Below are 22,312 nucleotides of genomic sequence, written 5' to 3' on the forward strand. Positions count from 1 at the left end.
GTCGCCGCACGGGTGTGGCGAGTGCTATTGGACCCATGCTATGAGACATCGACAGTGAGCGTTCGGTCGGATTAGTCCCGGCCGTCTGTTTCCCTGTGCACGGACCTGCAAAACAATATAGTATGGGTCCGAACAGGGCACTGTCAACGAAGGTTATGTGTTGATCCTGATTGTGGCACTCAGGGGGACCGTCTTCGTGAAGCATTTCGTACCGAGGACTGGTTGAAGATGCCAAGTCGTTCAACTAAACTACGATTGGACGAGAAATCTCGCCCGTCTCAAATAGAAATGGAGGCGTCAACATGGCAATGACAACATTCAAGGCTATTTCGCGTAAGCTCCCAGGGGGTCTTGCAGTCGAGAGCGAGTCCCGCGGCTTCAAGGTGATTATCGATGAACCGCCGTCGCTTGGCGGCACCGATACTGGCATGAACCCGGTTGAAGGTCTACTGGTATCTCTGGGTTCCTGCCAGTGTATCGTCGCTGCTGCGTTTGCTAAATCTCAGGGCATCGATCTCAAGGAATTCTGGGTCGAGCTCGAGGGAGATCTGGACACTGACGGGTTCCTCAAGGGAGATCCGAACGTGCGTCCCGGCTATCAGGAAATCCGGTTCACCATGCACATCAAGACGGATGCGCCCCAGGATAAGGTCGAAGCATTCCAGAAGTTCATCCAAAGCCGCTGCCCGGTCGGCGACTCACTTGGAAAGGGCGTCACCATCAAGCCTGCGACCATCGTTATCGACAAGTAGTCGCCCGTCCTATCAGATAGCAGGTTTGCAGAAACCCCGCTATCAGGCGGGGTTTCTTTCGTTCATGGATATGCTGCTCAGTGTTCGTCGCCACAGAGCCAGGGCCATGTGACGGAGTTGATGCTACGGCATGTGGCTCCACTCCTACCGTGGCTTGTCCTCGTGCCTGCGGAAGGGGTTCCAGGACCTTCTGGTTACAGCCGCCGGTTCCGGCTCAGCGGGAGGGGGGATGACAGCCTCTGGGGTCGAGCGGAGCGGCGTTGCAGGGGCAGGCGGCGTGACCACTGGCTCGACCGGCATCACGACGGCAAGTGCTTTCGCCGGGGGCTCCGGGGACGTCGGGATCGGCGGCTCGACGGGTTGCACGGGAGAGAGAGGTTCCGCCACGTTGTCCGCAACCTGGTCGGGCGTTGTCGGCTCGACCGGCATCACGACGGCAGGCGTCTCCAGTTCAGGTTCCACAACCTCTTTAGGCGTCGCCGCTTCGACGGCCCATGCGGTGGCAGGTGTCTCCACCATGCGCTCGAGGGCTGTCTCAAGGGGCGTTTCGATTGCCTTGGATGGAGTCTCTTCAGGCTGGGGGACGGATACCTTCGGCTTGGTAGACAGGGGCTCCTGATCCTTGGGCGTAGCGGCTGGTGTCAGGGAAACGGATGGCTCTGGAGCGGGGGCTTCAGGAACAACAAGAGCTGGCGCTTCGGAGACAACTGGAGCAGACGCCACGGTCATGGGAGCGCTCACACTCTCGGTCTCACCCTCTTGAGACCAGTGGCGGGCCAGTGCCATCGGTATCTCGGCAATGTCGTGGATGCGGACGTCTGCGAGCTCCAGTTCCTCGGGAGCCCAACCGTAGACCGCGCCTATCGCAAAGTAGCCTCCCGCATAGGCGGCCTGCATGTCGTCGGCTCGGTCCCCCACCATCGCGCACCGCTCCGGACGAAGCTCATTCCAAACTTCGCAGAGCATCATTGCCTTCGTCTGGTCAGGGCGACTGGGTACGCGGATCACCATGAACAGGTCGCGGACGCCTGCCCGGGTCAGGATCATCTCGGGATACCACCCGGAGGCGTTGCTGCATATACCGAGCTTCCATCCGTCCAGTGCCAGGGCCCTGAGGACATCTGCGGCACCAGCGTACAGTTCACCCTGCGTCTTGACATATTTCTGTTCCAAGAGGTCGAACTCAAAGGCCAGTTCCTTGGTTGATTGGCCGAGCTGCAGCTGTTCCAGCCAAGCTCGCCATTCGCTGCCACTCTTGCCGATGAAGCTTCGAAGGAACTCCTCATCAGGCACTGGGAAGGCATGATGGCCGGCAAACTCCCGTACAGAAGGAAAGAAGGACGTCTCTGTCCGAAAGAGCGTACCATCCATGTCGAACATGATCAGGTTCATTACTGGCCTCCTGTCCTGCGTTGCGCGCCTGCTCCTGCAGGAACTGCAACACATGAATTGTAGGGCCATGGGCCCTGTCGTGCAATACGGACGGTGGCTGGGGGTTGCAGTGCGACGCTGACCGCATAGGATACTTGGAGTGGGCGCCGGAGTGCCGCTTGGCAAAGTGAGAGGAGTCACATGAAGAACCTTGTCGTCATTGGTGGGCCAAAGGGAGTTGGCAAGAGCGCGGTGTGCAGGGAGTTGCTGAGTCGTATCGACAAGGCGGTGTGGCTCGACGGCGACTGGTGCTGGCTGATGCATCCGTGGCAGGTGACGAACGAGACCCAGGCGATGGTAGAGCGCAACATCATCGTCTTGCTGCGCAACTATCTGGCCTGTTCTGCGTACGAGACCATAATCTTCGACTGGGTACTGCACAGTGAACTCATCGTCCGCACGATCCTCTCAGGGCTGCAGGACCTGGAATGCAGGTTGACGCGCGTCTCGCTGGTCTGCACCCCCGAAGAGCTGCGCGCTCGTCTCATCGCTGATGCACGCCCCCCGTCCGCTCTTGACGAAGGTGTCCTGCGCCTCCCTCTGTACCAGGCACTTGACGCCCCATGCCTGGATACGACCGGTCTGACGGTGTCACAGGTTGTGGACCGGGTGCAGGAGATGATCCGCACGGGAAGCAAGCACTCCTGAGGGTCGTCCTCGGCAAAAGCAGGCCTTCGCAGGTTCTGTGAAGACCTGCGCGGAACAGGTGCCTGAACGCTGCTACAATATGGATAGAGGTGGCGACGACAAGAGCCGGCAGACTGCATCCGGAAACACCACCGTACGGGAGGCACGACCGTTGATATGAGGCGTCCAGAAGGCAGGCACGGTGGTGAGAAGAGGACGGCGCTCGGGGGGCCTGTTGCCATCATGCTGTGTCTGGTCCTGTTGACCTCTCTCGTGTCTATGCCGTTTTCAGCTCTTGCCGAGACACTGACTGTAGGGTCTGCTGTCCAAGTCACCGGCACAGGGGGGGACGGCCTCAACGTGCGATCGTCGGCTGCCACTTCGGGAACCGTTGTCGGGGCCGAAAAGGACGGGGCCCGCGGGGTCATCCAGGAGGGTCCTGTTGCGAGCGGCAGCTTCATCTGGTGGCGCGTCCAGTGGGAAAGTGGCGTGATGGGCTGGTCTGTCGACACGTATCTCAAGGTGGCTGTGCCCAATCCGATTCCCAGTGCGCCGACGGCCCTTGGGGCGACAGCCGGGATCGAGTCCGTTGCACTCTCATGGAGTCTTCCCGAGGAACTCGGAACCGCACCGATTACTGCTTGGCGCATCTACCGTGACCATCATGCGGATCCGTCGACGCTCGTTGCCACACTGAATGTCGGCGATCAGGGCTTCGACACGCGCACCTGGACGGACGGCCCCATGCTCATCGGTGGCAGGACCTACTGGTATGCCGTCAGCGCTGTCAATGCGAACGGCGTGAGCGACCTCTGCGAGGATGTCCAGGTGGTTCCACAGGTGGCACCGATGCCGATTGGTGTCTTCTTTCTTCCTCCGGAGCTCGATTTCGGAGGCGAGCAGACGTCTCTCATCCTGACTCTGCAGAATGGGGGGAGTACGCCGGTGACGTTCAACATCATCCTTGGCGCTTCATGGCTGGTCGGGGTTTCGCCCGCGACAGGGAGCGTGCCTGTCAGCGGAATCCAGCGCATCAACATTGGGGTAGAGCGGACCGGCGTGCCGGCTGGGACCTATGAGAGTCTCGTCCGCGTCACCTGTCCCACGGGCAGTATCAATATCCCCGTGCAGATGCGAGTCGGGATGATCCAGGGCATCGACGTGTCACGGTGGCAGAGCAGTGATCAGGCGGGAAACCCCCTCAACTGGGCTGCCGTGCGCGATACCGGCTTTCAGTTTGCCTATGTCAAAGCGACCGAAGGACTGAACATTACGGATGCCTTCCTGAACGTCCTGGCCCCCGGCGCCCGGTCGGCAGGCCTGTTGACGGGTGTCTATCACATCTGCTGGCCGGCTGACCACACTGCGGAAGACGAGGCGGCCTACTTTCTCCAGGCCGCGGGACAGTATATCGTCCCCGGCTTTCTCGTCCCGGTCCTGGACATCGAGCCTCGGTACAATATCCATGGAGCGGCGATGGTGCGCTGGATCGACGAATGGGCGGGTGCCGTGCGAGCGGCCAAGGGGGTCAACCCGGTAATCTACTGCAGCGCTTCTGTTGCTGCAGACCTCCACAAAGCCGACCCGACCATCGATGGGCGCTATCATCTCTGGCTAGCGGGCTATGCTCCTGCCGCCCAGCCAAACACGGGTGGGTGGGGCTCGTGGGCGTTCTGGCAGTACGCTGATAATGGGACCGTTCCGGGCATCGAAGGGCACAGCGTCGACCTAGACTGGTTCAACGGGAATGAACAGAGTCTTGCGCAGTACGTCATCGGGGAATCGTCGGCGACGAGCTATAGCCTGCTTTCTGCCGTCATGGGCAACGGCTTGCTGAGCATAGAGCCGCAGACGAAATCGTATCCTGCAGGGAGTACAGTGACGTTCACCGCAAGGCCGGCTCCCGGATGGGAGTTCGCCGGGTGGAGCGGCAGTGCCACTGGCGCAGCCAATCCGCTGGCGCTCACAATGGATGACAACAAGTCCGTTCTGGCGACGTTCGAGAAGTCCGTCGACCCGAACCAGCACATCATCACACTTTCGGTGGGCAGCATGGTCGCCCATCTGGACGGCCAGGTCGTGACCCTGGACACTCCTCCCGTCATCGTAAGCGGTCGAACGCTGGTTCCCTTGCGGCCCATCATTGAAGGTCTGGGCGGCGGAATCACCTGGGTCTCCGAAACGCGCAGTGTCGAAGTGGAGTTCAACGGCACGACCCTGCTGCTTCAGATCGGCAATCGCACGGCTGTCGTCAACGGCAAGGCGGTGCAGATGAACGTTCCCGCTACCATCATGAATGGCAGAACCATGCTGCCGGTGCGCTTTGTTAGTGAGAACCTTGGCGCGGACGTCCAGTGGGAGGAGCTCACGAAGACTGTCACCATCACCGTCAGCAGTGCGACCGTCTCCGGGGGAACACCGACCCCGCAGTAGGCGCCTGCGTAGGGCAACCACACTGCAGAGTTCCGCTGTCAGTCTGCGGGATGTCTGTCAGCCTCGAGAGCCTCTGCTACTGCCGCTGGTACGTTCCCATCAGCTGCCCTTGTGACAGGACGTGCCCTCTCATGGCTGCGTCGAGCTGTGGCCGATTCGCCGACGCCGGGAGAGACAGCATCGTGTCCAGAGTGTAGACCCGAAAATAGTACCGGTGGGCGTTGCCCCGTGGCGGCATCGGGCCGTGGTACCCGGACGTGCCGGCGCTGGTGGTGCCCTGCACCGAGCCGTCAGACAAGGACGTATTCGCGGGTACGCCCTGTGCCAGCCCCGTCGATGTGGCAGGGATGTTCCATATGATCCAGTGTACCCAGGTTCCGGCAGGGGCATCAGGATCGTCACAGACAAGGGCGAAGCTGACGACGCCGTCCGGCGCGTCCTTCCAGGAAAGGTCCGGCGAAATGTTCTCGCCCTGCCCGGTGTACTTGATCGGGATGGGCTTGCCGGGTGTGAATGCCGTGCTGGTGACCGTGATTCCCATAGGTGCCTCCTGAATGTCCGTCGTACTTGCTCGGCATCCCGCGCTCCATGCAGTCAGGATGACGAGCGTGCATGTCAGGATCAACCGGAACAGTTGCTGTCTCAACTACTCGCCTCACAACAAGGATCCAGGTTCCTGCCTGCAGTATATCTCAGGGGATGCTAAGGGCAACGGGCCGAGTTGCATCATCTCAATTCATCGCGGGTGGAGAGGATGTGGGGAACTATGCGTCGTGGAAGTGTAACACTCTCGGGACGGTTCCATTTCCTTCGAGACTGTTACACCTTTGCCGTGCCTTCGACAAAACACATGGATTCCCGCATGCGCGGGAACGACAGACCAGGAGTTTTGTGCGTCCTCCCCGCGAAGGTGGGGATGAACCCCGGAGGAGAGCCTCCATGCGTGTCCTCAGGAAAGAGTATCCGGTTGTGAATGCCGGCTTCCCGCTTCGGCGCGCCGTTCGTATATGATGTAAACATGGATGACATGACTGGTCTCGACATACGGATCGTGCGGGCGACACCGGACATGGTCGGTTACGTGGACGGGCTCCGCAACAACTTGGTCGTGAAGGCGCGTGTCAAGGTATCCATGTGCGGTGACAACTATGACTTTGACGTCGATTCCGTCCAACTGCCATATAAGAAGGCAGAGGTCTGCTGTCCCGACCGTGCCTATCTCGGCAGAGATGACGCGGCCATCTATCTCGCGTTTGTCGAAGAGCAACTGGTAGGACAGGTGTGTGTCCAGGAAGACCACAACAACATGGCACGTGTCTGGGGCCTGCGCGTTGAGCATGGCCACCACTATCATGGTATCGCGACGTCGCTTATGAACACTGTCAAGGCATGGGCTGTTGCCAGAGGACTGCGCTGGCTGCGCGCGGAAACGCAGGATATTCACGTGACAGCATGCATGTTCTACCGTGACTATGGGTTCGTCATTGGTGGGTTCGACCGTCTATACCTGCAGGCCACCCCGGGCAGCGAGGACGAGACCGCCATCGTCTGGTATTTCGAGGTCTAAAGCCCTCCAACACGATTTCTGAGAGTCCGGTTGTCGCCGGGCTCAGGGTGTTGACCAAATTCCCTGTTCTGTCATGCTGATGTCAGCGGAGATTCCGATACGATCGAGCATGACCTAAAGGGAGGAATGCTATGGTCTTCCTGTCGCGGGAAGAAGCGGGAGCCAAGCTGGCAAGTGAGGTCCGTGACCAGGGGTTGACCTTCGACCTTTGTTGTGGGATTCCACGCGGCGGGGTCATCGTCGGATCTGTTGTCGCCCAGGAGCTCGGCTTGCCGTTTGGTGTTCTGCTCATCCGCAAGATCCGTGCTGACGCCAATCGCGAACTTGCCGTGGGGGCTCTCGGCTATGCCGGAGATGGCAGTTTCGCCACCATCCTGTCACCCGAATCCGCACACGAACCGCGCGAGCACCTCGACGCCGAGATTGGCTTCGAGAAGGAACGTCTTGTTCTGTACGCAGAGCTGTTCGAGCGCTACATCCCCCAGACATGGGAACGCGGCGCCCGTGTGCTGGTTGTGGACGACGGGATCGCAACCGGAGCGACGATGATCGCCGCTGCGGATGTCGTCGCCAGCATGGGGTGCGTCCCCACGGTCGGAACGCCGGTCGTGGACAAAGAAGTGATGCGCCAGTTGGCTGAGCGGGGGTACCGTGTCGTTGCAGTTCATGCCGCTGAATGGCTCATGGCTGTCGGGCAGTTCTACCAGGATTTCCACGAGGTCACTGACCGCGAAGCCCTGTGCTGGGCCAATAGGGCGTTCCGTCCGCGGCGGATCCGATAGGGCGGGACTGTCGGACGAACGCTATCATCCTAGGGCACGTCATGAAAGCGAATGACCCGCCATCTTGACGGACAGCAGGTCTTTAAGTGCGAAGAGAGGAGTGAGACTATCTGTCAGACGTCACCAAAACGGCGGATGAACCAGGTCTTGACGATCTGAGTGAGAACGACGTAGATCAACAGCATGCCCAGCAGGAGCAGCCAGTAGAGGGGCGGCAACGTGACAAAGCCCAGGATGCGTGCGATGGGTCCAATGATCGTCATCAGTGCGCCCGTGGCGACGACCGCCACCGAACTGATGAGCAGCGGTTTGCTGGCCAGACTCTGGATAAACGGGATCTTGTTGGTGCGGATAACGTGCACGATAAGCGTCTGGGTGAACAGCGATTCCACGAACCAGCCGGAGTGAAACAGCGCTGGGTTGTTCCAGCACTTGAACACGACCAGCATGATGAAGAAGGTCATGTAGTCAAAGACGGAGCTGATGGGCCCGATGATCACAATGAAGCGCCGCAGGTTGCCAAGCTCCCACTTCCGTGGCTTGGTAAGCCATTCTTCGTCGACTGTATCTGTCGGGATGGTGGTCTGGCTCAAATCGTACAGCAGGTTGTTGGTCAATATTTGTAGTGGCAGCATGGGCAGGAACGGCAGGAATGCGCTGGCGCCCACGACACTGAACATGTTGCCGAAATTGGAGCTGGCAGCCATCTTGATATATTTGATGACGTTCCCAAAGACCTTGCGGCCTTCGATGACACCGTCTTTCAGGACCAGAAGCGAGTTTTCCAGCAGGATGATGTCTGATGATTCTTTCGCAATATCGACTGCCGAGTCGACGGAGATCCCTACGTCCGCGGTGCGGAGAGCGGGTGCGTCGTTGATGCCGTCGCCGAGAAAACCGACTACGTGGCCGCGGGATTGCAGCGCGCGAATGATCCGTTCCTTGTGGTGTGGCGAAAGCCGGGCGAAGACGACGGTATCTTCCACCACTCCTGCCAGATCGTCGTCAGACATCTCTTCTATGGCCGGTCCCAGGAGGACGTGCGGCTCGGCTATGCCAACCTGGTGGCAGATGTTCACGGTGACCAGGTCGCTGTCGCCGGTCAGGATCTTGACGTCGACGCTATTGGAATGAAGTGTCGCGATGGCTTCCCCTGCTGTGGTTTTGGGCGGGTCCAGGAAGGCAAGAAACCCCAGCAGGGTAAGGTCATGTTCGTCATTCACCGTGTAGACGCGGTCTGAGGCACCGTGATCGGAGCTGGACGTGGCGAGGGCCAGGACTCGGAATCCCTGTCCGTTGAGGTCAGCCACCAGCTGCAGGGCTGCTGCACGCCGGGCATCGTCCAGGGGAGACGCCGTGTTGTCAAGGGCAACGCTGGTGCTCAGCGCCAGGACCTCTTCGACGGCTCCCTTGCAAATGATGAGATCGGTCCCGCCGCCGTCTGTCACGGCAACGGACATGCGCTTGCGCGTGAAGTCGAATGGGATCTCGTCCACTTTGTGGTACTTTGCCTCCTCGACAAGCTCGCGGGCCTTGTCAAGGTGAGCCAGGATGGCAACGTCCATGAGGTTCTTCAGGCCGGTCTGATAGTAGCTGTTGAGGAATCCCATGTCCAGGATATGACCATCCTCGTGCCCCAGAACATTCACATGTTTTTCCAGCTCGACGCGGCCCTGGGTGATGGTGCCCGTCTTGTCGGTACATAGGATATCCATGGCCCCGAAGTTCTGAATGGCGTTCAGGCGCTTGACGATGACCTTCTTGCGCGACATGACGACAGCGCCCTTGCTCATGTTGACGGTAACGATCATTGGGAGCATTTCGGGGGTGAGCCCAACAGCGACAGCGAGGCCAAAGAGAAAGGCCTCCATCCAGTTGTGCCGCACCAGGCCGTTGATGAGGAACACGGCAGGTGCCATAACGAGCATCAGCTTGATCATCAGCCAGGTGAAGTTGTTGACACCTTTGTCGAAGCTGGTCAGCTCGCGGTGACCGACGATGCTGCTGGCGAGGGACCCGAAGTAGGTCTCCTTGCCTGTCTGCACGACAACCGCCGTTGCAGAGCCGGTTTCGACGTTCGTGCCCAGGAAGCAGAGATTCGGCATACTCAGCACATCCGTCTGAGACGAATCCACAACGTCGACGTTCTTCTCGGCGGGCAACGATTCTCCGGTGAGGGATGCCTGGTTCACGAACAGGTCCTTGGCGGTGACGAGGCGCACATCGGCGGGCACCATGTCCCCTGCGGAGAGAGAGACCATGTCGCCGGGGACGATGTCCTGGAGGGCAACTTCTTTCGTGTCGCCGTTTCGGATGACCGTCGCTGTCGTCGTGACCATCTTCTGAAGGGCCTCGGCGGCGTTGTCTGATCGCTGCTCCTGAAAGAAGCGCAGAGCGGCGCCAAGGATGACCATGATAAGAATCATATAGACGCCGGGACCGCCACCAGTAACGGCGGTGATAATTGCCAGGACGATCAGCAGGATGGATAGCGGGTTCGACAAAATGGCGATCAGTCGTTTGAGTGGGGAAACGCGCTTTTCGCGTGCGACCTCATTGTGACCATACTGGACCAGACGTGTTCCAACCACCCGGGTGGTGAGTCCTGTGGGGCTTGTGCCAAGCTGCTTCATCACGGCATCTGCATCCATGGAGGCAAAAGACGCGAGAAGCTTCGACATCTGAGCCGGGACCTCGTCACGCTTGCGTTTTGTAACTTCGGTTGGGGCAATAGGAGTGCTCACGGCACTGACCTCCAGCAAAGGAATGATAGAACAGGAGACATACTCGTCAGGCCGCTGTCAGCGCTACTTGCCTCCAGCGTGGAGTGCCAGGACAGACACGAGGAAGATGAGTTTTGCTTCGACGATGGCCGTCAACAGGACTGCAACGAGAGTCACGTTGATGGAACGCCACCGATCACGTCGGTAGGCGACGAGGACGAGGATGGCAAACAGCACAGTCTGAGCGATGAGGAACATCTCCACGAGCCACAGCGGATTACGCCACGGCAGTGCGCCCGTATCGCGCACCCATACGAAGAGTGCATACAGCCCTATGCCAAGAACGCCATTCACGATCGAGACGAGGAGGGCCTTGCCAAAGGTCCGCTGTTTGCTGCGGCACCACAGTGACGCCAGCCATAGCATAGTTGCCATCAGCAGGACCTCCGCCACCCGTGCGGGCACGGACATCAGCCAGGTATCGGAGAGCAGCCAGGAGAGCAGCATGGTGACGTTCCCGGGACTGCCTGCCCGCTAGCGTCCCAGAACGTTAAACAGCAAGGAAGCGAGTATGAACAGGACCCAGATGATGATGCCGATCAAGGCTGCTTTGCTCTGTGCCTGCTTCTTGCGCGCATTCTGGTTCTGGAGATTCCCGGCCTGGCCTGAAGTGCGCTGGGCCATGGAGTTCGACAGTAGTTGCAAGAAGGAAGGAAGTGGTGCCTCAGCTTCCTGATACCTCTGGCTGACGCCGGGCCGCATGTCGTTCGGATCGGCCTGGTTTGGCGTGATCTTGTGCGCCAACATGAACTGGATCTCCTCGGTGGTTCGCGGTGGCGCGGCATAGTCGATGACCGCACTATAGTTTTCCGGCCGGTCACGGTCATATCTCGAGTAGATCGGTCCTCGTTCCTTGTTGAGTTCCATAGCTGTCATCTCCTTTGTCACGTCGATCCGTTGGCACCGAAACAGTATTGCTTTCTTATTCTAGCACGTTGTGGGTTCGTCGTCATCTGGTCCGTTACCCTGTGGACTCTGTTCGATCAGGCCTGGTGGCGCTCTGCCAGATACCGCCCGAGCTCTACGGTATCCTGGGAGACGAATGGGTCGACGTCAGGGTTCGGGATGCCATAGTAGGCGGTGAACACGGCCGCCGCCAGGTGGTCGAGTGGGACGGGCCATGCTGCATACGCAGCTGCGGGTACCCGCTGCTGCGCGTTGTCTGCCGTGGCTAGCAGGTCCAGCAGGTTGAGGCGAAACATGGTCATGGGGTCCGTATAGGACACCATAAGGTCGGCAGGAACCAGCCAGCGGAGAGCGTCATCCAGCCTGATGATCTGTTCGGGGATTGGCCCTGCTGGACGGCGTGCCAGACGGTCACGCAGGACGGCCATCACCCCGAAGACGGCGCCCGTCAGCAACAGGCTGCCGATTAGTGCGATAGCACTCTGCAGACGAGGAACCATGCCAGCGGCCCCGGACAACAGACTAAGTCCGTAGAGGATGCCAAGGTACAGCAAGATGGCATACGCGGCGGCGCCTGCGATCTGCGTGGGATCGAATGCTGCAGGCCTCTCCTGCAGTTGCACTGTGGGCGGCTTCAGCCGGACCTCTGTCGGTTGGGGCGTCGTCATACTGTCCAGTACGGATGATGGTTGCTGGTTCATGGTTTCCCCTCATCGAGATGTGCTGCCATCATCTCAGGCCATGGAAGTTCCTACCGTTTCGCAGCGCGCCAGAGCCTGGCGATCCGTTCCTCTTCTTCGGAGGTCAGCTTGTAGTTGGTGAGGTGTGGTGACTGGACAACATGCATGTTCCACAGCTCTGCGTCTTGCAACAGAGCCGTCCGTGTCACGCATCCTTCCTCAGGGGTCAGACGAACATCGTCAAGGGTGATGTCGATCGAAGGGACCGTCGGGCCCGGCTGGTGTCTCACCCACCGTTTCCTGCCCTCGTCCGGGATGATGCGAGCCTCGGTCGTCAGAATCCCGTGCGCGACGATGCCTCCTGTTCCCGGCCGGTTGCCGTCCAAGCGCCAGATGTAGACCTCATCGTCCGGGTACATCTCTTCCGCGGCGCGCTTCTGCCGCACATGCCACGAGATCTCGGCATAGTTGCGAAGATAGTTATCGAAGGAGGGAAAGTCCTTGGGACTCCCCTGAAACAGCCAAGTCGGCATATCGTACCTCCCGTGTCTGTGCCTGATAGTACTGTACGCCAGTGTCCTCGTTCATCAAGAGAGGAGTCAAATTCCTGTCAGTGTGGTTGACAGGCTGACCCGCCAGGAGTCGCTACAGGTCGCGCAACCTCCTCGCCTCCCATACCTGGGCCAGGCGCGCGTCTTCGACCGCGGTCAGCTTGTAGTTGGTCACGCTGGGCATACTGATGGCGTGCAGGTTCCGCAAGGTAGCGTCCTGCAGGATCTCCGTCCTGAGGAGACAACCGGAGCGCGGGGTGAGGCGGATGTCGTCCAGCCTGATGAGGACGGTTGGGATGGAGATGTTGGGCTCCTTGCGCAGCCAGGTGACGAAGTTCCTGTCAAGGCGGACGACGGCCGGGCCGGATAGGAACCCATGGGCCACGATCCCTCCCGTTCCGGGGAAACCGCCGTCCGATCGCCAGATGTAAACGGGGTCGCCCAGGTGCATCTCGGGAATCAGTAGCTGCTGGTGGACGAACCATCGGATGTCGCGGTGCGCCTGCAAGTACGCGTTGACGTCAAAGTCCCTCGGGTTGCCCCGGAAAAGCCATGTCGCCATTTGCCACCTCCTCGCCGCTCCTTCTGTTGCACAGTCTATGTCGTGAAGTGTTCTGTACAAGACAGAACAGTCTGCATTGCGACAGGTACCGTTTGAGCTTGTCGTGGGTTTGTGCGTGTCCGGCAGACTGGTTCATAGCCAAAACCCCCGCCTCGTGCGGGGGTTTTCTTCAGGACGGTATGGTGCAGATTCTAGAACAGGTAGGTGACGCTGACGCTCATCACAATGTCTGTGGTCCCGGCTTCGACAGGAGCTGCAGCGCTTGTTGTGTTGACCGCCGCGTCAGCTCTGTACATCGGGTACGGAGTATAGGTGTTCTCGTTCACGACGACCGTCTGGACGGACAGGATGGTCTTGCCGGCTGCCTTGGCGACGACATCCGCTCTCTTGCGGGCGCTAGTCATGGCGAGGTCGAGGGCGGCGAGCTTGGTCTGCTCGAGTGTCGCATCATCGACTTCGAAAGAGATGCCGTCGACCGTGTTGGCTCCGTTGTCAGCGATGAGGCTGACGGTCTTGCCAGCGTCCTGGATGGCGCGGACGATGACGGTCATGTTGTGGTTCATGTCATAGCCGTCGATAGAGTTCTTCTCAGTGGTCTTGTCCCAGACATACCTGGGCTGAAGGCTGTATCCAGTGGTCTGGATGTCTTCTTCCTTGATGCCTGCGGCCTTGAGGGCTGCGGTGATCTTGATCATGATGGCGTCGTTCGCGGTTTGGGCGGCATTTGCCGTGTCATTGTGAGTGAAGACACCGAAGTTGATGCGCGCGATGGTCGGCTTGACCGTGACCTTGCCGGTGCCGGTCACGCTGACAGTGGGAGGGACGGTCGACGTGTCAGCTTTGACGAGCTGTCTGGCACCAACGGCCGGTGACAAGGCGATGGCGGCCGCAATGGCCACGATAGCGATGGACTGCAGTGCAACAAAAGCAAATCTCTTCATGGAATACCTCCTGTAGTACACAAACAGAGTGTGTGCCTGCCTTCGTTCGGTGAGTCGCGTTTCATGTTCACTGCTAGGACGTTGCGGTTGGGTCAAAGTTCCCATTGTCGGTGAAGTCTTGCGGCCCGTCGGTTGTCCGCTGGGGCGCATGCAGACGCGCAAATGATGCCTGTGCCGCTACGGGTTCAGTGTTGTCGTGATGCGAACAGTCGCGGAACGAGCCCGCGGGTCGGATCCATGCCCTCGCGCAATGCAAAACCCCCGCCTCGTGCGGGGGTTTTGCTCAGGACATATGCCTGCAGATTCTAGAACACGTAGGTGACGTTGACGCTGATCTCGACGTCCAGGGTCCCAGCTTCGACAGGGGCGGGCGCGCTGCCTGAACCGACTGCCGTGTCGGCCGCCTTGTACATCGGGTACGGAGTATAGGTGTTCTCATTCACGACGACCGTCTGGACCGACAGGATGGTCTTGCCGGCTGCCTTGGCGACGACATCCGCTCTCTTGCGGGCGCCGGCCATGGCAAGGTTGAGGGCGGCGAGCTTGGTCTGTTCAAGGGTTGCATCGTCGACGTCGAAGGAGATGCCGCTGACCGTGTTGGCGCCATTGTCAGCGATGAGGCTGACGGTCTTGCCGGCGTCCTGGATGGCGCGGACGACGGCCGTCATGTTATGGTTCATATCATAGCCGTTGAGGACGTTCTTCTCGGTGTCCTTATCCCACACGTAGCTGGGCTGAAGGCTGTATCCGGTAGTCTGGATGTCTTCTTCCTTGATGCCCGCGGCCTTGAGGGCAGCAGTAATCTTGCTCATCGTGGCGTCGTTCTCAGTCTGAGCGGCACTCGCCGTGTCCTTGTGGGTGAAGACGCCGAAGCTGATGCGCGCGATGGTGGGTTTGACCGTGATCTTGCCGGTGCCAAGCACGCTGACGGTCGGTGTCGGAACGGTCAGCGTTGTGTCAGCTTTGACAGGCTGTCTGGCGCCAAGGGCCGGCGAAAAGGCGATGAGGGCCGCAATGGCTAGGATCGCAATGGACTGCAGAGCAACAAACGCAAATCTCTTCTTCATGGTATACCTCCTGTAGTGCAAAATCAGAATGTGTGCCTGCCTTCGTTCGGCAAGTCGCGTTTCATGTTCACTGCTAGGACGACGTGCATTCCCGGGAAGTTCCCGATTTCTATGAAACCACGTCCTGGAGCGGCAGTGTTTTCCCGTTCAGCCTGTCGCTTTCTTGACGCCGTGGACCTTGATGCTTGCGACTGAGTGGACCAGGTCGTCGATACGGGATTCGTCCGCGCCGACACACTGCTTGGCCACTTCATGCACCTCCGGGTCATCCAGGTCGACCGCGGCATAAGACTCGTCGACGACACGCACGTCTTCGAATCCGGCACCCCGTATGATCGCCAGGTACTGGTCCTTCAGGATAGCCCCTGCGACACACCCGACGTAGGCCTCGACCGACGTCCGCACCTCTTCGGGCAGTTCCTTCAGGAGCACCACGTCAGAGATCATGAACCGGCCCTCAGGTCGCAGGACCCTGTTCAGTTCCTGAAACACTTTCTGCTTGTCCGGCACGAGGTTGATCACACAGTTCGAGATGGCGGCGTCGACCGAGTTGTCGGGGAGGGGCAGAGCCTCGATGTCTCCCAGCAGGAACTCGACGTTCTCGAAGTTGCCCGCCATCGCGTTGGCTCTTGCCTTGGCGATCATTTCCGGCGTCATGTCCACGCCGATGACCTTGCCGGTCTTCCCGACCTTGCGGGCGGCCAGGAAGCTGTCGAACCCTGCGCCGGACCCCAGGTCGAGGACCACGTCGCCCTCCTTCAGGGCCGAGAACGCCAGGGGGTTGCCACAGCCGAGGCCCAGGTTTGCGCCCTCCGGGACCGCTGCGAGGTCCGCGTCCGAGTACCCGACACCCTTGCTGATACTGCTGACGGCTTCCTCCGGCATGGGGCGGCATCCGCATCCGCATCCCGAAGCAGCGCCTGCGGCGATTCTCCCGTACTTGTCTTTGACGATCTCCTTCATCTTCTTGTCTGTCACCGAATCATTCACTCCTCCTCCTTGTTGTCCGTCCATACCGCGCGCATGACTGGTCCCAGGAAACCCCTTGATATTCGTGCCGCATGCCGTACGTTCTTGGACGTAGCCGGTATGACAAGTATACTATATACAGATTACTTGAGGACACGACTGATTCTTGAGTCGCACGAAAGTTGGTGGACCATAGGAGGTACCTCATGTGCCATAGACGAAGTTTTTCCGCGCTCATTGTTCTGACCGTACTCCTCACGCTCGTCGCTGGCTGTGCTTCCAAGACGACACCAGGCACAATACCCGGGCCGTCGACGGGTGGCAATACGATCACAGTAACGGCAGCGGGGATGGCATTTGACACCAGCACCATTACTGTGTCTGCGGGCGCGCATGTGACAATCACGTTCATCAACAACGACAGCGGCGTCAGACACAATGTTGCATTCTACACGTCGGCGGCGGCGACAACCGTCATCAACATAGGAGGAATGACGACCGGTGTGTCGACCCTCACCTATACGTTCGATGCGCCGACCACGCCCGGGACCTACTTCTTCCGCTGTGACGTGCACCCCAGCACGATGACAGGAGAATTCATCGTCCAGTAGGAGGCAGGAACGCGCGCAGGCACACGGCCTGCGCCGGCTATTGGCCAACCCTGTTGGTCGTGCGCTCGTACTGGGCGCCGCACGTGTAGCAGCGCCGGTCGTGGACGCAGACGGGACTGCCGCACGACGGGCAGACCCAGTGGGTATTCTCGATGACCATGAACCGGTCGAGTCCCAGCTCACGGATGCGGTCCAGGTTCTCCAGCATGCTCATGCCGTACTTGGTGCGATAGCGCAGGTCCAGCTGTCGCAGTCTGCGGCATGGGTACTTGGTGCAGTCGAAACAGAAGGTAGCGCCCCCGGTTCTCTCGGCGCACATCTTGATACTGCAGACCAGGCAGTGCTTCTGCTTCGGGCCCTCTTCGGCCAGACACCCGGCGCAGCGATTCCTGTCACGCAGGTGGGCGGCACAGACCCCGCAGTTCATGCCGCATGGCGCCATCATGGAGGCAGAAATGCCGGTTGTGCGCTTCAGATGATCGTCACTTGGTGCCGGGCTCTCCAAAGTTCACCTCGGCAGTTGCCTGCAGCTGCACGATGCCGTGGCTCAACTTCTCGTTCCACTCGTCGATGACATCACGGGCCTTCGCATCGTAGTTGCTGTGGGCATCCTTCACCAGTATGACGTCGTACCCCAGCTCGTGCGCGCCCTTGCAGGTGGCCTGGACACAGCCGTTGGTCACCAGGCCCGCCACGACGACGCGGTGCACGTGCAGGGCATCCAGCTCTGCCTTGAGCGTCGTGTCCTCGAACGCGTTGCCATGGTGCTTGTGGATGAAGTGGTCCGTGATCAGCGGATTCAGGGCTGGATGCAGTTTCCAGCCGTCCGTCCCCTCCACCAGCCCCTTGTCACTGGAGTGCTGGACATAGAACACCGGGACCTTCGCCACACGAGCCTTGTCCACGAGGAGCCGGATGTTTGCGAGGATCTTCTCAGCCTCGTAGATGGGAGTGGTCTTCTCGAACAGCTCCCTCTGGACGTCGATGATCAGAAGGGCGGTCCCGCCCGCGTTCTTCGGCACCTTCGCTCTCACGCGTTTGCTCGTACCCGCAGCCGTACGATGTGCTGGTTTCGCTGCTGGCGTCTCACCGGACCAGACCTTTGTCCCCCTGCGGATGCCTGTCAGGGCCCATCGGTAGTGGTCACCGGCGCACGAATCGACGTAAGAAGCCAGCGTGTTGATACTGATCCAGGCGTACCGCCCGGGCGTGAACAGCTCCTCCTCAGACAGTGATGCGACCACCTCCAGCATGTGCCTGTGTGATGCGTCCAGCTGGCTCCTGACGTCGTCCAGCGCCGCGTCCCGGCACCGCTCGTAGATGGCCTGGTTCAGCGCAGGCAGCTGACTCCAGTTGTACCCCTCGGCCGGGACGGCTGGCGTCTCGCCGCGCAATCCCGCCTCATACCAGTCCATCAACATCCTCTGCCATTCCAACAGGTGTGCCAGGATATCCTTGATGGACCAGGTGTCGATGACTCCTGGTCGGACCATCTCCTCCGGTGTGAGCGATGCAAACTGCCGCTCCAATGCCTCGTACTTCTTCTGAGCCTCATCCAGCAGTTGCTGTTTGTTGATCGGTTTTGGCATCGCTGCCTCCTTGCACATTGCTCTGTGTATCTGTCATGGCTGTCTATTTCATGATACACCCTATCGCACGTTCCTCATCATCGCGCGGCGGCGTAGAGCTACCCGGGTCTTGCCTGTTGGGCTGCCCGCTATTCCCCTCGCACGTCGTGACACAGTAAGGTGACGCAGTAGCTACATGTTGGCTTCGTAGTGAGCAGTGGGGTCGTGAGCACTCGACTGCACGACTCGTATGAGACCAGCTCCAATGAGGCTTTTCAGATGCCGTTGCAGGGTGCTGCGACTGATATGAAGCTTGACTGTGAGGGCCGATGGCGTGTTGATGCCATCCCTGAGGATGGCCGAAAACACGCTCAGAGCGGTCCCCGAGAACCCCACAGCTCCTGCTTTGATCTGCAGGACGCCAGTCTTGATGACTTGTTCGCCCTTGCTCTGTACCTCCTGCATCTGTGCGGCCAGACCGCCCACGTAATATTCGAGCCAGCCGGTCATATCCATGTCGTGTTCACGCACACGTTGCAGGGCTCCAAAGTATGCCGAGCTATCCCGGTCATAGAGTTCGCTCATGGTGAACAGGCGCTTGAAGTCGTAGTTGTCACGATACATCACCAACGTGGCCAGCAACCGAGCCGTGCGGCCATTGCCATCGATGAAGGGGTGGATGTGCACGAGCTGGAATTGCGCTATGCCACTTACCAGGACCGTGTTGATGCCCGTGTCTGCGTTGAGCCATTCCACGAGATCGGTCATCAACGATTGGACTTCATCAGCAGGCGGAGGAGTGTACACGGTTTCCTTGGTCACGGAATCGACGACCAGATTCTGTCCCAGCCGATACTGGCCAGGCGCCGCCGAGCCTCCACGCACATCTGTGACCAACCGTTTGTGGATCTCGCGGATTAACACCTCGCTCATAGGCTCGACGCTGCCGATATATCCAGCAACCAACTCAAATGCGGTGCGGTAGTTGAGCAGTTCACGCACATCGTTCGGATTGGCTTCTGGTATCGTCTGCCCAGCCAGCAGCTGTGTGGACTGCTCAAGTGTCAGCTGTGTACCCTCAATATGCGTCGTATGGTGTGCTTCCAGAGTCAGGGCGTTTGCCTGCATGTCGCGGATCCAGTCGTCCGAGAGCCGTGCAGCCGACATAAAGCCAACGGCGCGCTCGATGCGCGTCAGACCTGCAACAATTGCATTGTTGATCGAGAATTTTGGGTCAAACATAGAGGCCTCCTTTGTCCAGTATAGTCAAGTGGCGGACTGGTGCCAGCTTGCTGGTTCGTCATGCCCGCGCAGGTGGCTTATCCTTCACTCCCCCGAGCCCTTTTGTCCCTCGTTATTATCGTGAAGTGCCCATATCCGATAATAAGACGTCGATTTGCACTCCATATTGTCGGTAACAATAACAACAATCCGAGCAAAAAGGACGGCAAGCGATATAGTAGATATCTGTGAGATCGATGCAGCAGAAATCTGTGAGATCGATCTTCTTGCAAGTCCAATATTCATGATGGGAGGAAAAGATGGAAGATGAGAAGACTCCGACATTCAGGAAGTTCCTGAACCCCAACTTTGAAGTGTATCCCGAAGGTGATTACTGGGAGAAGTTCAAACTGCTGAAGGCCAAGACGGCGCTGCTGATCATCGACGTTCAGAACCACGATCAGGACCTGGCTGTCGAGCTCAGGAATGCAGGCAACAGTTACCTGTACGACCGACTGAACGGGATGGTCATTCCAAATGCCAAGCGACTCCTCACGTTCTTCCGCGACCAGCAGATGGTCGTCACATTCGCAACGCTGGGCAATCAGCGCGCAGACGGCCGTGACCGTTCGCCTACCCAGGCCAGACCGGGCTGGAACTATACCCTGCTCAAGATTGGCTCGACGGAACAGGAGGTTGTCGATGATCTGAAGCCGAGAGAAGGCGAGGTCGTCGTCTGCAAGACCACGGACAGCACGGTGATGGGCACTCAGTACGGTCACATCCTGAGATGGATGGGCATCGAGTACGTGGTGGTCGGTGGTTTGTTCACGGATCAGTGCGTTTCCAGCACCGTGCGCGACTTGTCGGACTGGGGCTATACCGTCTTCCTGGTGGAGGATGCCACGTCGGCCATCAACGCCGACCTTCAGGTCTGGGAGACTAGGATGCTCAACCAGATCTACTGCAAGGTGGTCTCAACGGAAGAAGTACTCCAGGACCTGGCGGCACAATAGGAGGCTGCCAATCCGTCACTCCTCCCGAGCACTTCTTTCCAATGCCCCCGAGTATTTCTTCTTAATACGAGGGGTGCTTCTGAGGGGTGCATTCGGCGCAGGCGGGAGTCCAGCTTGTTGCTTATGCTCTCGTGATCACTTTGAGTCAGCCGCTCCAAAGTCCACGTCGGCGGTAGCCTGAAGGCGAACGATACCTCGGCTGAGCTTCGTGTTCCACTTGTCGATGATCTGCCCGCTGCCCGCGCTATTGGTACTGTGGGCATCCTGCACCAAGGTCACGTCGTAGCTCAGGGCATGGGCGCCCTTGCAGGTCGCTTGCACGCAGCCGTCCGTCACCAACCCCACGACGATGATCCTGCTGACGCGCAGGGCGTCCAGGTCACTCTTGAGGCGTGTGTCCTCGAAGGCATTGCCGCGGTGCTTGCGGATGAAGTGGTCGGTCTTCCGCGGCTTCAACGCCGGATGCAGCTGCCATCCAATACTGCCCTCTATCAGTGTGGTCTTGGTTGAGTGCTGGACGTAGAACACCGGGGCGCCAGCGGCATGAGCGCGGTCGACGAGCGTGTTGATATTCTTTAGCACCAGATCTCCCTGGTAGACGGGCGTCGACTTCTCAAACAAGTCACATTGCACGTCGATGATGAGCAATGCCGTTTTCGTACCGAGTTCTTTCACGTCGCGCCTCTTACATATTGTAACACGTTCCCCTTCCTGGGTCATCAGACTCTTGATTTACACCGCATGCTGTGTAAAATGTCTACAGGAGGTCCAGAAGATGAGTATCGTCGTTCGCACGATTCATGGAAGACAGTATGCGTATGTCTCTCGACGCGAGGGCAAGCGCATGATTCAGACCTACCTTGGTCCCATGAGCAGGCCGGACGTTCAGGCTGCTGTCGACGGCTTGTTCGAAGAGAAGGGGATCCCTGAGCGCCTGCGCCGTCTGTTTTGGGACACAGATCCCGAATCGCTGGATCTCTCCCGGCATGCGACCGCCATCATTGAACGCGTCCTCGAGATGGGAGACCTGCAGGACGTGCGATGGCTGCAGCATCGTTATACCGGCACCACGATCGCGCAGGTCCTGACGCTTTCCAAAGGACTCTCACCACGCTCGCGGGTATTCTGGAACCTGTGGTTCGGCAGGGAGGAGCCCTGTGCACCCTGAATGTCTGCGGCCCGAAGCCGCACGCCTCCTGCCCGTCGTCGCCAAGGCTCTCCAACCGTTTAACCCAATCCTGGCAGGGGGTACTGCTCTTGCATTGCAGGTGGGCCACCGTGTGTCCGTCGACTTTGACTTCTTCACCGGGAACGAATTCGACCCTGCTGCCATCCTTCGGGTTGTGCAGGCAACCTCAGCAGAGGTCCAGTCGCTGAAGTTGGAACCGGGGACGGCGGTGATGATCGTGGACGGGGTCAAGGTATCACTGTTCCAGTATCCGTACCCCTTTGCCGAGCCCATGGAGTTGTTCAACGGAACGAAGGTTGCAGGCATCGTCGACATTACCGGGATGAAGCTCATCGCTATCATGCAGCGTGGGGCCAGGCGCGACTTCGTGGATCTCTACACAGTGCTCAAGACGACACCATTTCGCGTCGTCGCGCACAACGCCGTCCAACGCTTTGGTCCAACCCTCATCGAACCGGTCGTCATCGGCAAGGCGCTCGCCTGGTTTGCCGACGCAGACGCGCAACCAGACCCCATGTATCTCGGAAAGCCCCTGCAGTGGTCGGCCATCAAGCGGTTCTTCCGCTCCAGTGTGTCGCAGTTTGTCCTTGACCTTGAGGCAGAACGGGTAGACTCAGTGCGCGGGCAACTGTAGACGTCAAGACGATATTCCAGAA

The 22,312-nt window shown here is 59.2% G+C and carries 24 protein-coding genes; 9 read left to right on the forward strand and 15 right to left on the reverse strand.

The annotated features are described in order from the left end of the window. Positions 1–302 precede the first annotated feature (302 nt). Positions 303–752, forward strand: coding sequence for an OsmC family protein (locus SMC7_RS00885; RefSeq protein WP_119088500.1), 450 nt, complete (start codon positions 303–305; stop codon positions 750–752). A gap of 144 nt (positions 753–896) precedes the next feature. On the opposite strand, the gene SMC7_RS07245 is transcribed toward SMC7_RS00885, so the two are convergent. Then, complete coding sequence (locus tag SMC7_RS07245; protein ID WP_165845025.1) at positions 897–2,144, reverse strand: HAD family hydrolase; 1,248 nt, start codon at positions 2,142–2,144, stop codon at positions 897–899. A 180-nt stretch (positions 2,145–2,324) separates the two neighbouring features. Between SMC7_RS07245 and SMC7_RS00900 the strand changes: the two genes are divergently transcribed. Together SMC7_RS00900 and SMC7_RS00905 are read left to right on the forward strand one after the other, a co-directional pair. Continuing rightward, positions 2,325–2,831, forward strand: a complete 507-nt coding sequence (locus SMC7_RS00900; RefSeq protein WP_119088502.1) for an AAA family ATPase — start codon at positions 2,325–2,327, stop codon at positions 2,829–2,831. A 156-nt stretch (positions 2,832–2,987) separates the two neighbouring features. After that, positions 2,988–5,243, forward strand: coding sequence for a GH25 family lysozyme (locus SMC7_RS00905; protein WP_119088503.1), 2,256 nt, complete (start codon positions 2,988–2,990; stop codon positions 5,241–5,243). 76 nt (positions 5,244–5,319) lie between these two features. Here SMC7_RS00905 and SMC7_RS00910 read toward each other — a convergent pair whose 3' ends face one another. Next, positions 5,320–5,784, reverse strand: coding sequence for a YbhB/YbcL family Raf kinase inhibitor-like protein (locus SMC7_RS00910; RefSeq protein WP_119088504.1), 465 nt, complete (start codon positions 5,782–5,784; stop codon positions 5,320–5,322). Positions 5,785–6,261: 477 nt separating this feature from the next. On the opposite strand from SMC7_RS00910, the gene SMC7_RS00915 reads away from it, so the two are divergent. Together SMC7_RS00915 and SMC7_RS00920 are read left to right on the forward strand one after the other, a co-directional pair. Next, positions 6,262–6,810: a GNAT family N-acetyltransferase gene (locus SMC7_RS00915; protein WP_165845026.1), complete on the forward strand. Its 549-nt coding sequence runs from the start codon at positions 6,262–6,264 to the stop codon at positions 6,808–6,810. Positions 6,811–6,941: 131 nt separating this feature from the next. Continuing rightward, complete coding sequence (locus SMC7_RS00920; protein ID WP_119088506.1) at positions 6,942–7,592, forward strand: phosphoribosyltransferase; 651 nt, start codon at positions 6,942–6,944, stop codon at positions 7,590–7,592. Between the two features lie 113 nt (positions 7,593–7,705). Here SMC7_RS00920 and mgtA read toward each other — a convergent pair whose 3' ends face one another. From mgtA to arsM, 9 genes are all read right to left on the reverse strand, one after another. Then, positions 7,706–10,336: a magnesium-translocating P-type ATPase gene (gene mgtA / locus SMC7_RS00925; protein ID WP_207798675.1), complete on the reverse strand. Its 2,631-nt coding sequence runs from the start codon at positions 10,334–10,336 to the stop codon at positions 7,706–7,708. Positions 10,337–10,399: 63 nt separating this feature from the next. Further along, positions 10,400–10,750 (reverse strand): hypothetical protein, encoded by a 351-nt coding sequence (locus tag SMC7_RS00930; protein ID WP_126850685.1) that lies wholly within the window; start codon positions 10,748–10,750, stop codon positions 10,400–10,402. 99 nt (positions 10,751–10,849) lie between these two features. Beyond that, positions 10,850–11,242: a hypothetical protein gene (locus tag SMC7_RS00935; RefSeq protein WP_119088509.1), complete on the reverse strand. Its 393-nt coding sequence runs from the start codon at positions 11,240–11,242 to the stop codon at positions 10,850–10,852. A gap of 116 nt (positions 11,243–11,358) precedes the next feature. Then, complete coding sequence (locus tag SMC7_RS00940) at positions 11,359–11,982, reverse strand: hypothetical protein (protein WP_119088510.1); 624 nt, start codon at positions 11,980–11,982, stop codon at positions 11,359–11,361. A 50-nt stretch (positions 11,983–12,032) separates the two neighbouring features. Next, a complete protein-coding gene (locus SMC7_RS00945; protein WP_119088511.1) occupies positions 12,033–12,494 on the reverse strand; it encodes an EVE domain-containing protein in 462 nt (153 codons plus the stop codon). A 112-nt stretch (positions 12,495–12,606) separates the two neighbouring features. Next, complete coding sequence (locus SMC7_RS00950) at positions 12,607–13,074, reverse strand: hypothetical protein (RefSeq protein ID WP_119088512.1); 468 nt, start codon at positions 13,072–13,074, stop codon at positions 12,607–12,609. A gap of 191 nt (positions 13,075–13,265) precedes the next feature. Then, positions 13,266–14,015: an SIMPL domain-containing protein gene (locus SMC7_RS00955; protein ID WP_165845027.1), complete on the reverse strand. Its 750-nt coding sequence runs from the start codon at positions 14,013–14,015 to the stop codon at positions 13,266–13,268. Positions 14,016–14,320: 305 nt separating this feature from the next. Further along, positions 14,321–15,082, reverse strand: coding sequence for an SIMPL domain-containing protein (locus SMC7_RS00960; protein ID WP_119088514.1), 762 nt, complete (start codon positions 15,080–15,082; stop codon positions 14,321–14,323). A gap of 147 nt (positions 15,083–15,229) precedes the next feature. Beyond that, complete coding sequence (gene arsM / locus SMC7_RS00965; protein WP_207798676.1) at positions 15,230–16,072, reverse strand: arsenite methyltransferase; 843 nt, start codon at positions 16,070–16,072, stop codon at positions 15,230–15,232. Positions 16,073–16,257: 185 nt separating this feature from the next. On the opposite strand from arsM, the gene SMC7_RS00970 reads away from it, so the two are divergent. Then, on the forward strand, positions 16,258–16,662 hold the full coding sequence (locus tag SMC7_RS00970) for a cupredoxin domain-containing protein (protein ID WP_119088515.1): 405 nt from the start codon (positions 16,258–16,260) through the stop codon (positions 16,660–16,662). Positions 16,663–16,699: 37 nt separating this feature from the next. On the opposite strand, the gene SMC7_RS00975 is transcribed toward SMC7_RS00970, so the two are convergent. The 3 genes from SMC7_RS00975 to SMC7_RS00985 form a co-directional block, all read right to left on the reverse strand. Further along, the gene (locus SMC7_RS00975) at positions 16,700–17,167 is read right to left on the reverse strand and encodes a DUF3795 domain-containing protein (protein WP_119088516.1); all 468 of its coding nucleotides are present in this window, start codon (positions 17,165–17,167) and stop codon (positions 16,700–16,702) included. Further along, positions 17,145–18,251, reverse strand: a complete 1,107-nt coding sequence (locus tag SMC7_RS00980) for an isochorismatase family protein (RefSeq protein WP_165845028.1) — start codon at positions 18,249–18,251, stop codon at positions 17,145–17,147. Before SMC7_RS00980 ends, SMC7_RS00975 begins: the two co-directional genes overlap by 23 nt. A 171-nt stretch (positions 18,252–18,422) precedes the next feature. After that, positions 18,423–19,472 carry a Fic family protein gene (locus SMC7_RS00985; protein ID WP_119088518.1) on the reverse strand — a complete coding sequence of 350 codons (1,050 nt, stop codon included), beginning with the start codon at positions 19,470–19,472 and terminating at the stop codon, positions 18,423–18,425. A gap of 299 nt (positions 19,473–19,771) precedes the next feature. Here SMC7_RS00985 and SMC7_RS00990 point away from each other — a divergent pair, with 299 nt between their 5' ends. Continuing rightward, positions 19,772–20,467 carry a cysteine hydrolase family protein gene (locus SMC7_RS00990; RefSeq protein WP_119088519.1) on the forward strand — a complete coding sequence of 232 codons (696 nt, stop codon included), beginning with the start codon at positions 19,772–19,774 and terminating at the stop codon, positions 20,465–20,467. 135 nt (positions 20,468–20,602) lie between these two features. Here SMC7_RS00990 and SMC7_RS00995 read toward each other — a convergent pair whose 3' ends face one another. Next, positions 20,603–21,142 carry a cysteine hydrolase family protein gene (locus tag SMC7_RS00995; protein ID WP_165845029.1) on the reverse strand — a complete coding sequence of 180 codons (540 nt, stop codon included), beginning with the start codon at positions 21,140–21,142 and terminating at the stop codon, positions 20,603–20,605. 100 nt (positions 21,143–21,242) lie between these two features. Here SMC7_RS00995 and SMC7_RS01000 point away from each other — a divergent pair, with 100 nt between their 5' ends. Both SMC7_RS01000 and SMC7_RS01005 read left to right on the forward strand, forming a co-directional pair. Further along, positions 21,243–21,635, forward strand: a complete 393-nt coding sequence (locus SMC7_RS01000) for a DUF6922 domain-containing protein (RefSeq protein WP_119088521.1) — start codon at positions 21,243–21,245, stop codon at positions 21,633–21,635. Beyond that, positions 21,625–22,290: a nucleotidyl transferase AbiEii/AbiGii toxin family protein gene (locus SMC7_RS01005; RefSeq protein WP_119088522.1), complete on the forward strand. Its 666-nt coding sequence runs from the start codon at positions 21,625–21,627 to the stop codon at positions 22,288–22,290. The genes SMC7_RS01000 and SMC7_RS01005 overlap by 11 nt, the downstream gene beginning before the upstream one ends. Positions 22,291–22,312: the final 22 nt, after the last annotated feature.

It is taken from the genome of Candidatus Cryosericum terrychapinii, assembly GCF_003570925.1.
Taxonomy (GTDB): Bacteria; Caldisericota; Caldisericia; order Cryosericales; family Cryosericaceae; genus Cryosericum; species Cryosericum terrychapinii.

Bases quoted from the DNA above. Each gene is read 5' to 3' on its own strand.
- SMC7_RS00885 (WP_119088500.1), top strand. From the start codon at position 303: ATGGCAATGACAACATTCAAGGCTATTTCGCGTAAGCTCCCAGGGGGT.
- SMC7_RS07245 (WP_165845025.1), bottom strand. From the start codon at position 2,144: ATGAACCTGATCATGTTCGACATGGATGGTACGCTCTTTCGGACAGAG.
- SMC7_RS00900 (WP_119088502.1), top strand. From the start codon at position 2,325: ATGAAGAACCTTGTCGTCATTGGTGGGCCAAAGGGAGTTGGCAAGAGC.
- SMC7_RS00905 (WP_119088503.1), top strand. From the start codon at position 2,988: ATGAGGCGTCCAGAAGGCAGGCACGGTGGTGAGAAGAGGACGGCGCTC.
- SMC7_RS00910 (WP_119088504.1), bottom strand. From the start codon at position 5,784: ATGGGAATCACGGTCACCAGCACGGCATTCACACCCGGCAAGCCCATC.
- SMC7_RS00915 (WP_165845026.1), top strand. From the start codon at position 6,262: ATGGATGACATGACTGGTCTCGACATACGGATCGTGCGGGCGACACCG.
- SMC7_RS00920 (WP_119088506.1), top strand. From the start codon at position 6,942: ATGGTCTTCCTGTCGCGGGAAGAAGCGGGAGCCAAGCTGGCAAGTGAG.
- SMC7_RS00930 (WP_126850685.1), bottom strand. From the start codon at position 10,750: ATGGCAACTATGCTATGGCTGGCGTCACTGTGGTGCCGCAGCAAACAG.
- SMC7_RS00935 (WP_119088509.1), bottom strand. From the start codon at position 11,242: ATGGAACTCAACAAGGAACGAGGACCGATCTACTCGAGATATGACCGT.
- SMC7_RS00940 (WP_119088510.1), bottom strand. From the start codon at position 11,982: ATGAACCAGCAACCATCATCCGTACTGGACAGTATGACGACGCCCCAA.
- SMC7_RS00945 (WP_119088511.1), bottom strand. From the start codon at position 12,494: ATGCCGACTTGGCTGTTTCAGGGGAGTCCCAAGGACTTTCCCTCCTTC.
- SMC7_RS00950 (WP_119088512.1), bottom strand. From the start codon at position 13,074: ATGGCGACATGGCTTTTCCGGGGCAACCCGAGGGACTTTGACGTCAAC.
- SMC7_RS00955 (WP_165845027.1), bottom strand. From the start codon at position 14,015: ATGAAGAGATTTGCTTTTGTTGCACTGCAGTCCATCGCTATCGTGGCC.
- SMC7_RS00960 (WP_119088514.1), bottom strand. From the start codon at position 15,082: ATGAAGAAGAGATTTGCGTTTGTTGCTCTGCAGTCCATTGCGATCCTA.
- SMC7_RS00970 (WP_119088515.1), top strand. From the start codon at position 16,258: ATGTGCCATAGACGAAGTTTTTCCGCGCTCATTGTTCTGACCGTACTC.
- SMC7_RS00980 (WP_165845028.1), bottom strand. From the start codon at position 18,251: ATGCCAAAACCGATCAACAAACAGCAACTGCTGGATGAGGCTCAGAAG.
- SMC7_RS00985 (WP_119088518.1), bottom strand. From the start codon at position 19,472: ATGTTTGACCCAAAATTCTCGATCAACAATGCAATTGTTGCAGGTCTG.
- SMC7_RS00990 (WP_119088519.1), top strand. From the start codon at position 19,772: ATGGAAGATGAGAAGACTCCGACATTCAGGAAGTTCCTGAACCCCAAC.
- SMC7_RS01000 (WP_119088521.1), top strand. From the start codon at position 21,243: ATGAGTATCGTCGTTCGCACGATTCATGGAAGACAGTATGCGTATGTC.